Here is a 14,219-nt window from a genome sequence, read left to right on the forward strand (position 1 = left end):
TCAACGAGGTTTTTTGTGGATTGGATGCGTATCAGCCTGGTCATTTTGGGGATTGTCCTGATCGCGGGGATCTGGGCCGCCCATCGTCTGCGCGCGCGGGCGCAGCAGCGCGATATGGAGGACGATGCCGCGGACTGGGGCGACGAGGCCGTGCATATCCGTGCCAGTGACGAGCCGGGCGACAAGCGCTGGTACGCGCCGGCCGAGCCCGGGGACTCCGCTGAACCGGAGGCCGGCTGGGGCGATCCGCTGGATACCGGCCGCAGCGTTCGCACCGGCGGCGCGCGCGAACCCGCGTTTGACGAGCCGCGCATCCCCGGCGCGGCGCGCGAGGAGCGCCACGAGCCACACCTCGGCGTGACCGCCAACGACGACGAGCCGGATCTGGAACCGGACTACGGCCGGCGGGGTGAACGCGCCCAGGACATCTACGGCGTGCTGGACAGCGACGACGAGCCCACGCCGCCCCCGCCGCACGGGGCGTTCGAACCGTCGCCCGAGGATCGCCCGGCCCGTGCCCGGCGCAAGGGTTCGACCAGCGCCCCGGTCGAGCGGGCCCGCGAGGCGTTCGGGGGGCTGGGTGCACGTCTGCGTTCCGGCATGGATCGCCTGCGTCCGCGCAAGCTCAAGCCAACGCGCGCCCATGACACCCTGGGCGAGCATCTGGATCCGGACCACGAGATGAACCCGGACCTGATCGAACAGCCGGCGCCGGATATGGAGACGCTGGGCGAATACGTGTCCGAGCCGCGCGTGGTGGGGCGCAATCCGAGGGCCGAACGCCGCCCGTCGGAGGAGAAAATCCTGCTGCTGCACGTGGTCGCGCCGCGCAACAAGCCGTTTACCGGCGTCGCCCTGGGTGCGGCGATGCAGCGCGCTGGAATGACCCCCGGCGAGATGGATATCTACCATTTCTTTGAACCGGAGACGGATGCCGGCGTGCCGCTGTTCTCCGCCGCCAACATGGTCCCGCCCGGCACCCTGCGCGAGGAAGACCTGGCGGACATGATGACGCCCGGCGTCACGCTGTTTACCCAGGTGCATCGCAGCGCCGAGCCGCAGCGTGCCTTCGAGGCGTTGCTGGAGCATGCCCACGTGCTGGCGCGCGATCTCGGTGGCAGCATCCTGGATGCCCAGCAGTCCACCGCGACCAACCAGACGCTGGCCTACATGCGCGAGGACCTGAGCGACTGGCTGCGTCGCCACCGCCCGGATGTGCTGCGCCGGCGGAGTACGCGGTGAGCCGGTCGGGTTCGCCTGCCTCGCAGGCTGGCTCGACGGATTCTCCGAAGACGCGCATCGACGCGCTGCGTCGCCAGATCGAGCATCACAACTACCGCTACTACGTGCTCGACGACCCCGAGGTATCGGACGCCGAGTTCGACGCCCTGATGCGCGAGCTGGAGCAACTGGAGGCGGACCACCCGGAGTTTGTCACCCCCGATTCGCCCACCCAGCGCGTGGGCGCCACCCCGGCCGAGGGCTTTGCCACCGTCCGGCATCGCCTGCCGATGCTGTCGCTCGCCAACGGCTTCGAGGCGGACGCGATCCGCGACTTCGACCGCCGGGTGCGCGAGCGTCTGGCGAAACAGACTGGCGACCCTGCGCGCGGCGAGGGCGCCGTCACCTACATGGCCGAGCCCAAGCTGGACGGCCTCGCCATCAGCCTGATCTACGAGGACGGGCGCCTGGTCCAGGCTGCCACCCGCGGCGACGGCGAGACCGGCGAGGACGTAACCGCGAACGTGCGCACCGTGCGCCCGATCCCGCTGCATTTGGGCGACCGCTTCACCAACGACGCCCCGCGGGTGCTGGAGGTGCGTGGCGAGGTCTTCATGCGCCGGGCCGACTTCGAGCGCCTGAATGCCGGGCTGGAGGCCGATGGCCTGCGCGGCTTCATGAACCCGCGCAATGCCGCCGCCGGCAGCTTGCGCCAGCTGGACTCGAAGGTGACCGCCCGCCGCCCGCTCAGCTTCTTTGCCTACTCGGTGGGCTTCGTCGAGGGCGGGACGCTGCCGGACACCCAGTCCGGCACCCTGGACTGGCTGCAGCGCCTGGGCTTCCCGGCCTGCCCGGAGCGCGAGGTGCTGGAGGGTGTCGAGGCCTGTCTCGACTACTACGAGCGCCTCGCCGCCCGCCGCGCGGGGCTGGATTACGAGATCGACGGCATCGTGTACAAGGTGGATGCCCTGGCCGATCAACAGCAGCTGGGCTTCGTCTCGCGCGCGCCGCGCTGGGCCATCGCCCACAAGTTCCCGGCGGAGGAGCGCACCACCACGCTGCACAATGTCGAATTCCGTGTCGGCCGCACCGGCGCGCTCACCCCGGTGGCGCGCCTGGAGCCGGTGCTGGTGGGTGGAGTGATGGTTAGCAACGCCACGCTGCACAACATGGACGAGATCGCGCGCAAGGACGTGCGCATCGGCGACCGCGTGATCGTGCGCCGCGCCGGCGACGTGATCCCCGAGGTGGTCGGCCGTGCCGGCGGTGAGCGCCCCGCGGACACCCGCGCCATCGAGATGCCCGCGGCCTGCCCGGAGTGCGACTCGCACATCGAGCGCACCGAAGGCGAGGTCGTCGCCCGCTGTACCGGCGGGCTGGTATGCCCGGCGCAGCGGCGCGAGGCCCTCAAGCACTTCGTCTCGCGCCGCGCGATGGATATCGAGGGCTTCGGCGAGAAGATCATCGAGCAGCTGGCCGACGGCGGCGTCGTGCAAAGCCCGGCGGATCTCTTCGCCCTGGATGCCGAACGCCTCGAGGCGCTGGAACGGGTCGGCCCCAAGCTTGCCGCGAACTTGGTCAACGCGCTGGAACAGGCGCGCGAGACCACGCTGGCGCGCTTCATCTTCGCGCTCGGTATCCGCGAGGTGGGGGAGGTCACCGCCCGCAACCTGGCCGAATACTACGGCGACCTCGACGCGCTGATGCAGGCGGATGCCGAGGCGCTGCAGGAAGTCCCGGATGTCGGCCCCATCGTTGCCGAGCACATCGCCAACTTCTTCGCCGAGCCGCACAACCTCGAGGTGATCCGCGCCCTGCGCGAGGCCGGTGTGCACTGGCCCGACCCGCCCCGGCGCGAGGCCGCGGAGACCGGTGACGACGCGCCTCTGGCCGGCTGCACCTACGTCCTCACCGGCAGCTTCGACACCATGACCCGCGACGAGGCCAAGGCCGCCCTCGAGGCCCGCGGCGCCAAGATCACCGGCTCCGTCTCCAAAAAGACCACCGCCGTCATCGCCGGCGCCGACCCCGGCTCCAAGGTCACCAAGGCCGAATCCCTCGACATCCCCATCTTCGGCCCCGACGACCTCGCCCAACTCCTCGCCTGATGAACCCCGGCCCGGTAGGAGCCGCCTCGGCGGCGAAGCCCCCGCCAGAGCCGGCCCCGGGCAGGGGCGTTCGCCTGCAAGCAGGCTCCTACCGGGGGTGTTCGTGCACGGGGCTGCCCCTGTAGGAGCCGCCTTGGCGACGAAGCCCCTGCCAGCCTCAACGTTGCCACCCGCGCCTGATATCCTCGAACACGAAACGGAATAGCGAAGGAGGTCCCATGCCACGGAAGGCAGAAGGGCATCGCCTGCGAAGCGGCCGGTTCAGCGAGCCGGGGCGCATCTACCTCGTCACAACGGTGTGTGCGGGCCGGCGGCCATGGTTTGCAGAGTTTTCCCGGGCTCGTTGCTGTGTACAGTCGTTGCGAGAGGTTGAAGATCTCGTCACGACTTTATGTTTCGTGGTCATGCCGGACCACCTGCACTGGCTGTTGCAACTGGACCACGGCGAACTCCCGGTGGCGGTACAAAAGGTCAAGGCAAACACCACTCGCCGCATTGGACGCCTCGAGGGCACGCGATGCCACATCTGGCAGAAGGGCTTCCACGACCGCGCATTACGCCGGGAAGAGGATCTCCCGGCAGTCGCCCGCTATGTGGTCGCCAACCCGCTAAGGGCGGGGCTGGTTCACAACCTGGGTGATTATCCGCTGTGGGATGCCATCTGGCTTTAGCTCCGCAATCCCCGGTAGGAGCTCATGCACCGGGGTTGTCGTAGGAGCCGCCTTGGCGGCGAAGCTCCTGCCAAAGCTCGAGTCAGGCAGGGGCTTCGCCTGCGAGCAGGCTCCTACGGTGCGGTGCGGTGCGCGAGGTGGTGCCACGAGTGCATTTTTATAACGGTTTGCTTATGCTCCGCTCGCCGCGATGGAGAGCGGCAGCGCCCGGCACGTACACTTGCTGTAGTGTAATTCAGGCAATTTTTGTGGACGGGAGAGTCGGGCGAGACATGCCGGAACGGTGTTGCAGATCATGCTGAGAAAGGGCCTGGAAAGCTTGTTCAAGCTGCCGCGCTCGAAGAAGCGCTGGCTCATGGTGATGGCGGATACCGTCATGCTGCCGCTGGCGTTGTGGTCTGGCTTTGCGATCCGCCTGGCCGAGCCGTTCCCGCCGATCATGCTGGAGACCTGGTGGCTGTTCCCGCTGGTGGTGCTGATTGGTATCCCGCTGTTCGTGAGGCTGGGGCTTTATCGGGCCGTTGTGCGATTCATGGGGGCGCGCACCATCTGGGCTGTGGGTTCCGGGGTGGTGATCCTGGCACTGGTGCTGTGGGCTTCTGCAACCCTGGCGCAAGTCGAAGGTTTCCCGCGGTCGGCGCCGATCAATTTCGCGATCGTGGCCTTCATCTATGTCGGCGGCAGCCGGTTCCTGGTGCGCACGTGGTATCGCTCGATCATCGAGGCGGCCTCGGGTGCCGAGCCGGTGGTGGTGTTCGGGGCGGGCGAGGCCGGCGTGCAGCTCCTGTCCGGGCTCAAGGCCGGGGGCCGGTTTCGAGTGGTCGCCTTCGTAGACGAGGATCGCAGCCTGCAGGGGAGTTCGATCGACGGGATTCCCGTCCATAGTCCGGATCGTCTGGAGCGCTTTGTGTCGCGTTTTCGGGTCAAGCGGATGCTCCTGGCCATCCCGTCCGCGACGCGCCAGGAACGCCGGCGCATCCTGGAACAGCTGGAACCGCTTCCGGTGTACGTGCAGACGGTCCCGTCGATGGAGTCAGTGGTCTCCGGGCATGCGAGTCTCGAGCAGCTGGAGGACGTCGACATCGCCGATCTCCTCGGTCGTGATGCCGTACCGCCGGACCCGGAGTTACTCACCTGCAGTGTGCGCGACCGCGTCGTCATGGTGACCGGGGCGGGCGGCTCCATCGGTTCGGAATTGTGTCGGCGCATCATTCGTCTCGAACCGGCGACGCTGATCCTGTTCGAGCGCAACGAGTTTGCGTTGTACAGCATCGAACGCGAGTTGCAGGAAACCGCGGCGCAACTGGACCGGTGCCCGGCCGTCCACGCGGTGCTGGGCTCCGTCACCAATGCGCGGCGCGTGGCTGCCGTGTTGGCGGAACACAGCGTACAAACGCTGTACCACGCCGCGGCCTACAAGCATGTGCCGATCGTCGAGGCCAACCTGATCGAGGGCGTGCGCAACAATGTATTCGGTACCGCCGTGCTCGCGGAGGCAGCGCTCAATGCGGGAGTGGACCGCTTCATCCTGATCTCCACCGACAAGGCCGTGCGCCCCACCAACGTCATGGGCGCCACCAAGCGCCTGGCCGAGATGGTCCTGCAGGATCGCGCCCGAGAGCAGCGCGGGACCATCTTCAGCATGGTGCGCTTCGGCAACGTGCTGGGCTCGTCCGGCTCCGTGGTGCCGCTGTTCCACCAGCAAATCCGCGATGGCGGCCCGGTGACGGTGACCCATCCGGAGATCACGCGCTACTTCATGTCCATCCCCGAGGCGACCGAACTGGTAATCCAGGCCGGTGCCATGGCCGAGGGCGGCGAAGTCTACGTGCTCGACATGGGCGAGCCGGTCCGCATCGTGGACCTGGCGCGCCGCATGATCCACCTGCATGGGCGTCAAGTGAAGGAAGACGGCGTGCCCGAAGATGGTGTGGAGATCGTATTCACCGGCCTGCGTCCGGGCGAAAAGCTCTACGAGGAGCTGCTGATCGGCGACAACGTCCAGGCCACAGGCCATCCGCGGATCATGCGCGCACGCGAGGACTGCGTATCGGCGAAGGACCTGCACGCAGCCCTCAACCAGCTGGACCAGGCCGACCACGACATGGACACCGAGCGGGCCTGCCGCACCATCCGCGCTGTAGTACACGAGTACGCCCCGGCCAATCACCCACCGCAGGAACGCGTGGCGGGGTAAGGCGGGCGTTAACCTTTCGTGCCCCCGATCGCATCATTGTTCATGGCGCCCCAGTATCCTCGGGCGCTGGGCAAACGTGCCAGCGCCCCTGTAGGAGCCTGCTCGCAGGCGAAGCCCCTGCCCGCGCCGGCCTTCGGCAGGGGCTTCGCCGTCAAGGCGGCTCCTACGGGGCTCGGACGCACGGCCGACGAACTTGGCTACACAGATTGCAACAGGAAGGAAACCAGGAATGAAAATCGCAGTCGCCGGAACCGGCTACGTCGGGCTCTCCAACGCCGTCCTGCTCGCGCAGAACCACGAGGTCGTAGCGCTCGACGTGGTGCCGGAGAAGGTCGAGCAGATCAACCGCAAGCACTCCCCGATCATCGATGTCGAGATCCAGGACTTCCTGGAAAACCATGCGCTGAACCTCAAGTCCACGCTGGACAAGCAGGAGGCCTACGCGGACGCGGACTTCGTGATCATCGCCACACCGACGGACTACGACCCGCAGACCAACTACTTCAACACCGCCACGGTGGAGTCGGTCATCCGCGATGTGCTGGCGATCAATCCGCATGCGGTGATGGTCATCAAGTCCACCGTGCCGGTCGGCTACACGCGCGAGATCAAGGCGCAGCTGGAGACCGACAACATCGTGTTCTCGCCGGAGTTCCTGCGCGAGGGGCGGGCGCTGTACGACAACCTGCACCCCTCCCGGATCATCGTCGGCGAGCAGTCCGAGCGGGCCGAGACCTTCGCCCGGCTGCTGGCGGAAGGCGCGATGGACGACGATATCCCCATGGTCTTCACGCACTCGACCGAGGCCGAGGCGATCAAGCTGTTCGCCAATACCTACCTGGCCATGCGCGTGGCGTATTTCAACGAGCTGGACAGCTACGCCGAAGCGAACGGCCTGGATACGCGCCAGATCATCGAGGGCGTCTGCCTGGATCCGCGCATCGGCAGCCACTACAACAACCCGTCGTTCGGCTTTGGCGGCTATTGCCTGCCGAAAGACACCAAGCAGCTGCTGGCCAACTATGACGAGGTCCCGAACAACATCATCAAGGCCATTGTCGACGCCAATCGCACGCGCAAGGACTTTGTTTCCGACGCGATCATCAAGCGTCAGCCGAAGGTCGTCGGCATCTACCGCCTGGTGATGAAGAGCGGCTCCGACAACTTCCGCGCCTCCGCCATCCAGGGCGTGATGAAGCGCATCAAGGCCAAGGGCATCGAGGTCGTCGTCTACGAGCCGGAACTCCCCGATGACGAGTTCTACCACTCCCGCGTCATCCGCGACCTGGACGAGTTCAAGCGTGTCGCCGACGTCATCGTCGCGAACCGCATCACCGACGATATCCGTGACCAGACCCATAAGATCTACTCCCGCGACCTCTTTAACAACGACTGAACATCGTGCTCGTGCAGGAGAGCAGCCTCTGGGCGGTCGGGCTTGTCCAGCGCCCTCATCGCCAAACGGGTTCGGCTCCTCCCGATAAAGGCCACCTGCGCCGACGCCCTTCGGTACCGCATTCCGGCCGTAGTCGCACTGGCCGTGGTGTCAGCCCGCCTGTAGCTCACTCACCCTGCCCGTCCTCTCGGGACCGTACCTCACACGGTCATCCCGGTGACGCTCCCCGTCATCCCGGAAACCGCGAAGCGGTTATCCGGGATCCCCGACGTCCGGGTGACCCCACCGCGGGAGATCCCGGCTCTCCGCTTTGCTACGGCCGGGATGACGGTAGAGGGGGCTCTACGGCCCCGGGATGACGGTGGGGTAGTGCGGTTTGCGGGGTGACAGAATACGGGGCAGTGGAGCGCGGGTAATGAGGCCGGGCACGGTTGCAGCGGCGGTCAGGGGCAGGGGCAGGGGCAGGGGCAGGGGCAGGGGCAGGGGGTAAGCACAGCCGGGAACAACCTGTGGGGGACGGGTGGGCCCGCGAGACACTTGCCAAAGCCGACCCCTCGCCTGCGGGTGATCGTTGATCGCGCTTCCGGTAAATGGTCCAATGCGCGTTCAACCCGTGAACGTACGGGAAAAAATAGATCCTCCAGTCGAGGCGGGCCCACTAAAATCCGGGTGTACCGTCTTGGCGGTAGCGTGCCCAGACGCTGCCAACCAACTAGATAACCCATTGATTGAAGAAGACCTTCATCTGGAAGTGCTCCGCCTGCTGGAGCGCGAGCCGGACATGAGCCAGCGCCAGCTCGCGCGGGCGCTGGGCCTGTCAGTGGGCAAGACACACTATGCACTCCGGGCCGTGCTGGACCGCGGCTGGGTCAAGGCGCAGAACTTCCGCCGCTCGGACAACCGCTCGGCCTACCTGTACCAGCTCACGCCGAACGGCCTGCAGGAAAAGGCCCGCCTGGCGTACGGCCTGCTCCAGCGCAAACGCGCTGAGCACGAAGCCCTGATGACCGAAATCGAACAGCTCCGCGCCGAGCTCCAGGGCACAGAGCCCTCGAACGAGCCCCCGACCCCGTAGAACGAGGGAAGGGATGCCGAGCAGAGGGGAATCGACACCCGGGATCCGTTTGTGGGAGTGGGCCTGCGCGCGAAGGCCCAGCCAAAGCCGGACGAGCCCATGCCGCCCTCCCGCGTGGGAACCGGGCCAGAGCGCTAGTCCGGCCCGGCAGTCGGCAGCAGTGCTACCCCAACGCATCACCCCGGCCGTACGCTACCCCGGATCCGTAATCCCGACCGCAGCGTTCTCCCACCCCGTCATCCAGGCCGCAGCGAAGCGGAGAGCCGGGATCTCCAGTGGTGGGATTGCCCGGACGCGGGAGATCTCGGATAACCACGACACGATTTTCGGGATCACAAGGTAGCGGGATAGAGCTTCCGGGGTGACAAGGCTGTAGGCGCGGTTTGCGGCATGGCCGAGTGGGGGGCGAATCGTTACGTACAATCAGATGCAACAGGAAGGAAACCAGGAATGAAAATCGCAGTCGCCGGAACCGGCTACGTCGGGCTCTCCAACGCCGTCTTGCTCGCGCAGCACCATGAGGTCGTCGCGCTCGACGTGGTGCCGGAGAAGGTCGAGCAGATCAACCGCAAGCACTCCCCGATCATCGATGTCGAGATCCAGGACTTCCTGGAAAACCACGCGCTGAACCTCAAGGCCACGCTGGACAAGCAGGAGGCCTACGCGGATGCGGACTTCGTGATCATCGCCACGCCCACGGACTACGACCCGCAGACCAACTACTTCAACACCTCCACGGTGGAGTCGGTCATCCGCGACGTGCTGGCGATCAATCCGCATGCGGTGATGGTCATCAAGTCCACCGTGCCGGTCGGCTACACCCGTGAGATCAAGGCGCAGCTGGAGACCGACAACATCCTGTTCTCGCCGGAGTTCCTGCGCGAGGGCCGGGCGCTGTACGACAACCTGCACCCCTCCCGGATCATCGTCGGCGAGCAGTCCGAGCGGGCCGAGACCTTCGCCCGGCTGCTGGCGGAAGGCGCTATGGACGACGATATCCCCATGGTCTTCACGCACTCGACCGAGGCCGAGGCGATCAAGCTGTTCGCCAACACCTATTTGGCCATGCGCGTCGCCTATTTCAACGAGCTGGACAGCTACGCCGAGATCCACGGCCTGGACACGCGCCAGATCATCGATGGCGTCTGTCTGGATCCGCGCATCGGGAGCCACTACAACAATCCGTCGTTTGGCTATGGGGGCTACTGTCTCCCGAAGGACACCAAGCAGCTGCTGGCCAACTATGACGAGATCCCCAACAACATCATCGGCGCCATCGTCGACGCCAACCGCACGCGCAAAGATTTCGTGGCCGACGCCGTGATCCGGCGCAATCCGAAGGTCGTCGGCATCTACCGCCTGGTGATGAAGAGCGGCTCCGACAACTTCCGCGCCTCCGCCATCCAGGGCGTGATGAAGCGCATCAAGGCCAAGGGCATTGAGGTCGTCGTCTACGAGCCAGAACTCCCCGACGAGGAGTTCTACCACTCCCGCGTCATCCGCGACCTGGACGAGTTCAAGCACGTGTCGGACGTCATCGTCGCGAACCGCATCACCGACGACATCCGTGACCAGACCCACAAGATCTACACCCGCGACCTCTTCAACAACGACTGATCACGTCTTCCAATGTGGGTGGCGGGCCCTGTAAGAGCGGGTTCGCCCGCGAAGCCCTGCCAAAGGGACTTTCAGCACCCCGCCTGACCCAACTGGCCAACCATCGTGGATTGCATCCAGAGAGAGCCTGACACCTTGATCCGCGACATCCTCAACAGCCTGAAATGGAGCAGCCGCCTGGGCGCCAAGTTCTTCTGGGCGGCCCCGGGCGCGACCAGCGGGGTGGTGTTCTTCACGCTGGTGTCGCAGCTCTCGATGCTGCTGGCCTCCTTTCTCCCATTGAAGGTCATCATCCTGCTGGGCTCGGACGGCATCCCGCGGTATTTCCCGCCGGCGTTCGAGCAGTTCGACCGCGACGCGCTGATCGTTTCGCTGAGTGCCGCCACGGTTGCGTTCTACGGCCTGTACCTGCTGGCCGAACGGATCGTGGAGTTCGGCGGCGAACGTGGGTCGAAAACCCTGCTCGCACGCAGCCGCAAGATGGTCCTGTTCGAGAACCAGGACGAACTGGCCGCCCGCGCCTACAAGCGCCATGCCGAGGTGATCGCCGGTGGCGTGTTCCTGATGCTGGTGCTGGCTATTCTGTTCTGGCTATACCAAAGCGTCGCGCTCCTCGCCGCGGGCTACGTGTTCCTGGTCGCCGTTGCGCTCCTGAGCGGGCTTGCCGTGAGCCCGGGCTTTTGCACACGCCTCGAAGAGAACCTGACCGGATGGATGGGTGTCCTTTCGGGCATTGGATTTATGGTCGCGTTCGCCTACATGGTGATCGACTTCCTGTACCTCGATCCCCCCGGCCTGATCCCTGCGATCATCGCGCTCCTGTTGGCCCGGCAGGGGTTCAATCGGTTGGACAGTTCGGTTTCGGGGGTAGTGAAACAGCGCAGCCACAAGGGCAAGCTGGATGCGCTGTTCTTCCACTCGACCGCCTTTATTTCCGACCAAGACACAAAGAAAGAAACCATCTGGACCCTTCTGGCACCGGAATCCCGCCAGCAATGGATACCGACACTCATCTCCGAGATGTACGGCGAGCCAGCGTCACGGGATATGGATATCCAGTGGTGGCAAACCGACGTTGCTAACGTGGGCGTCTTGCATTGCCGCACGCCGGGAAAGCCGAGCATCTTCGTCAAGCTGTTTGCACCGAAACGCAGCGCATACGCCCTGCACGAAGCGACCCTTCTGGCCGCCCCTCCCAGTGGCCTGCCCAGCCCGCAATGGATCGGCGCCACGCAGGTACGCGGGTTCCATTGCCACGTGCTGCAGGCCGCTGAAGAGCTTCCGGCCAGGCAGGGCGACAAAGCCAAGGGCGTCGAAGAGATCCGCCAGACCCTGCTGCAGGTCCCCCTGCCGCAATCCCTTCTGACCCGTTACCAGCGATCCCGGCCCATGCTCTGGCAGCGCCTGAACGACAGTATGGTGGAACGCCTCCGGATTGCCGCCAGCGATCCAAATGCCCTTGATGCACTTGGCCAGCTGAGGGATCAGTTGCAGGACTGGCGCGAGCAACTGGCCGCATTGCCCCCGGCGATCACCACGCGGGACGTTCGGCCCGGCAATATCGTAATGACCGAGGCAGGGGCGCCCACGCTGCTTCACTGGGGAAACTGGGCGATCGAACCGGCCGGGGCCGGGTGGCCGACCAAGCCTGAACAATTGCCGACCCTTGAAGGGCACGCGGATGCCCCGGTGCTCGCCGCGTTGAGCCACGAACTGGAGCTTCTGATTGAGCAACAACGGTTCAGCTCCGCCATTGCGCTTGTGCCCCGGCTTGTCGGGTTGCTCCCGCGCCGATCTGAGCCTTCCTCCACCGAGGGAACACGGGAATGACCGGGAGCCCTTCAACCCACACCAGAAAACCGCACTCGAACGGCTCGGCGGAAGATGTCTCCTGGCCTACCTGCTCGGTCATCGTACCCGTCTACAACCACTGGGAATTGGTGCCGGAGCTACTCGAATGTCTGCAGGGACAGACGCTCCCGCAAGAAGAATTTGAAGTGATCTTAATGGATAACGGATCGACCAACTACGCTCCGCCAGAATCGCTGCCGAGCAACGTACGCATCTTGCATTGCGAAACGCCGGGCTCGTACGCTGCCCGCAACGCCGGTGTTGCACAGGCGGCAAGCAACTGGGTTGTATTCACCGATGCGGACTGCCGGCCTTCGTCTTACTGGCTCGCGGCAATGCTGAATCGAAGCCGGCAAGATCCCCAGGGAAGCCTGCTGGCCGGTGGCGTCGAAATGTACACAGATTCGGCACGACCTAACGCATACGAGATCTACGATCTCGTGCGCGGAATTCCGCAAGAGCATTACGTCCGACGCGGCTACGCGGCCACGGCGAATCTTCTGGTTCCTAAGTCCATGGTCAACGAACTGGGCGGGTTTAATGCCACGCGATACTCGGGGGGTGACGTAGACCTGTGCAACCGGGCTCGCGCCCGTGGGTATGCCCTGCAATACGCGCCCGACGCCGTGGTGTATCATCCGGCCCGCCGCTCGTGGGAGGACCTAGCAACCAAAGCACGGCGAATCAAGGGGGGGCAATTGGGTTGTGGAGCACTACGGACCCGCTTGTACTGGGCCATTCGCACGGTCTTGCCTCCGCTTCCCCTTTATTACCGTTTTGCCACCTCGACGGGAAATCCCGTTCGTTTTCGCTTTGTGGCTGTCGTGATCCAAACTCGTCTGTGGGGGCTTGAGCTGGTAGAGATGGGGCGCCTTTTTTTAACAGCGGGAGTGCGGGAACGTCGCTAGGTGTGGAGCCTTGAGTCGCCTTCTTCGAAGCTTGCGAAGCAGCTGTCAGGTCTCGGCTGGTCATATACACGTTTTCGAAACAAATCGGGGGCGTTCATGCTGCCAGGCCTTGAGGGTTTCCACCGGGGTCCGATGGCCCAGCGCCTTCTGGCCGATGTGATGGTTGTACAGCCGCTGGTAGTGCCGCAGCGCCTCGTCCAGGTGCTGGCCGGAGTCGAAGTGGCGGGTCCGCAGCAGATCGGCGATGCGCCCGTTGAAGCGTTCGACCATGCCGTTGGTCTGGGGCCGCTTGGGCCGGATCAGGCGATGCTCGATCCCGTGTTCGACGCACAGCCGGTCGAAGGGGTGATGCCCCGTCGGCTCCCGCTCCCCGGTCGCCGCAAAGCGGTCGGTGAACTCCTTGCCGTTGTCGGTGACGAGGTGGGTGATATGGAACGGCGCTTTCTCGAGAAGCTTCTTCAGGAAGCCGCGCGCGGCCTCGGCGCTCTTGGTGCGCCGCACCTCCAGATAGACCCAACGGCTGGCCCGGTCGATGGCCACGAACAGGTAGCCCCGCGAGGCCTGATCCGCCATCTGCGGCAGGTACTTCACGTCCACATGCACAAAGCCCGGCACGTAGTCCTTGAACGGCTTGTGCGCCGGTTCCTCGGGTTCCCCGTCGCGTTCCCGCTGCAGGGCCCGCAGGTCGCCCACGCCGTGCCGGCGCAGGCAGCGCGCCAGCGCCGCCCGGCTGAGATCCGGGTTCAGGAACTCGCGCGCCACGATCAGCAGGTCATCCAGCGACAGCAGGGCCACTTCCCGAACCTGGACCATGATCGACTCCTGCTCCGGGGTCAGGGTCGTGTGCAGCCACTTGGGGCAATGAGAGTTATCCTCCACGTCCCGGCGGTAGCGCCACTTGCGCACGGTCATGCGGGTAATGCCGTAGCGCCGGGCCAGCTCGGGGTCGCTCACGCCCGGCGGCGCCTCCTGCAGCTCTCGCCGGATCTGAGGCGTGGTGCGCGCGTTCGAATGGATCGTCCTCGCCATGCTATCCGTCCTGCGTGGAGCCGTCGCACACGATACTCAGCCACTCCCGGCCACGAAACAGGGGTGCCTTCTCGTGCGGTATAGAATCATCCGTTACCCAACAAGCAGCCCACTGAGAATGATTGTATTTATGGTTTCCGTGATTG

Annotated in this window: 9 protein-coding genes and 1 pseudogene; 9 read left to right on the forward strand and 1 reads right to left on the reverse strand. The window is 65.3% G+C overall.

Annotation, left to right across the window (positions count from 1 at the left end):
- The first annotated feature begins 24 nt into the window (after positions 1-24).
- The 9 genes from TVD_RS05055 to TVD_RS14040 all read left to right on the forward strand — a co-directional run bounded on the left by TVD_RS05055 (position 25) and on the right by TVD_RS14040 (position 13,044).
- Positions 25-1,242 (forward strand): cell division protein ZipA, encoded by a 1,218-nt coding sequence (locus tag TVD_RS05055; RefSeq protein ID WP_047251908.1) that lies wholly within the window; start codon positions 25-27, stop codon positions 1,240-1,242.
- On the forward strand, positions 1,239-3,329 hold the full coding sequence (gene ligA / locus TVD_RS05060; RefSeq protein ID WP_047250967.1) for an NAD-dependent DNA ligase LigA: 2,091 nt from the start codon (positions 1,239-1,241) through the stop codon (positions 3,327-3,329). The genes TVD_RS05055 and ligA overlap by 4 nt, the downstream gene beginning before the upstream one ends.
- Positions 3,330-3,547: 218 nt before the next feature.
- On the forward strand, positions 3,548-4,000 hold the full coding sequence (locus tag TVD_RS05065) for an REP-associated tyrosine transposase (protein ID WP_047250968.1): 453 nt from the start codon (positions 3,548-3,550) through the stop codon (positions 3,998-4,000).
- A 295-nt stretch (positions 4,001-4,295) separates the two neighbouring features.
- Positions 4,296-6,197 carry a polysaccharide biosynthesis protein gene (locus TVD_RS05070; RefSeq protein ID WP_047251909.1) on the forward strand — a complete coding sequence of 634 codons (1,902 nt, stop codon included), beginning with the start codon at positions 4,296-4,298 and terminating at the stop codon, positions 6,195-6,197.
- Positions 6,198-6,426: 229 nt separating this feature from the next.
- A complete protein-coding gene (locus TVD_RS05075) occupies positions 6,427-7,593 on the forward strand; it encodes a nucleotide sugar dehydrogenase (protein WP_047250969.1) in 1,167 nt (388 codons plus the stop codon).
- Between the two features lie 724 nt (positions 7,594-8,317).
- Positions 8,318-8,668: a MarR family EPS-associated transcriptional regulator gene (locus tag TVD_RS05080; protein ID WP_047250970.1), complete on the forward strand. Its 351-nt coding sequence runs from the start codon at positions 8,318-8,320 to the stop codon at positions 8,666-8,668.
- A gap of 450 nt (positions 8,669-9,118) precedes the next feature.
- Positions 9,119-10,285: a nucleotide sugar dehydrogenase gene (locus tag TVD_RS05085; RefSeq protein WP_047250971.1), complete on the forward strand. Its 1,167-nt coding sequence runs from the start codon at positions 9,119-9,121 to the stop codon at positions 10,283-10,285.
- Between the two features lie 135 nt (positions 10,286-10,420).
- Positions 10,421-12,115, forward strand: a complete 1,695-nt coding sequence (locus tag TVD_RS05090; protein WP_082119076.1) for a phosphotransferase — start codon at positions 10,421-10,423, stop codon at positions 12,113-12,115.
- On the forward strand, positions 12,112-13,044 hold the full coding sequence (locus TVD_RS14040) for a glycosyltransferase family 2 protein (protein WP_082119077.1): 933 nt from the start codon (positions 12,112-12,114) through the stop codon (positions 13,042-13,044). The genes TVD_RS05090 and TVD_RS14040 overlap by 4 nt, the downstream gene beginning before the upstream one ends.
- On the opposite strand, the pseudogene TVD_RS05095 reads toward TVD_RS14040, so the two are convergent.
- Positions 13,041-14,073: pseudogene (locus TVD_RS05095) on the reverse strand (IS481 family transposase). The gene TVD_RS14040 and the pseudogene TVD_RS05095 overlap by 4 nt on opposite strands.
- Between the last annotated feature and the right edge of the window lie 146 nt (positions 14,074-14,219).

It is taken from the genome of Thioalkalivibrio versutus (assembly GCF_001020955.1).
Classification (GTDB): Bacteria; Pseudomonadota; Gammaproteobacteria; order Ectothiorhodospirales; family Ectothiorhodospiraceae; genus Thioalkalivibrio; species Thioalkalivibrio versutus.

Bases quoted from the DNA above. Each gene is read 5' to 3' on its own strand.
- TVD_RS05055 (WP_047251908.1), top strand. From the start codon at position 25: ATGCGTATCAGCCTGGTCATTTTGGGGATTGTCCTGATCGCGGGGATC.
- TVD_RS05065 (WP_047250968.1), top strand. From the start codon at position 3,548: ATGCCACGGAAGGCAGAAGGGCATCGCCTGCGAAGCGGCCGGTTCAGC.
- TVD_RS05070 (WP_047251909.1), top strand. From the start codon at position 4,296: ATGCTGAGAAAGGGCCTGGAAAGCTTGTTCAAGCTGCCGCGCTCGAAG.
- TVD_RS05075 (WP_047250969.1), top strand. From the start codon at position 6,427: ATGAAAATCGCAGTCGCCGGAACCGGCTACGTCGGGCTCTCCAACGCC.
- TVD_RS05085 (WP_047250971.1), top strand. From the start codon at position 9,119: ATGAAAATCGCAGTCGCCGGAACCGGCTACGTCGGGCTCTCCAACGCC.
- TVD_RS14040 (WP_082119077.1), top strand. From the start codon at position 12,112: ATGACCGGGAGCCCTTCAACCCACACCAGAAAACCGCACTCGAACGGC.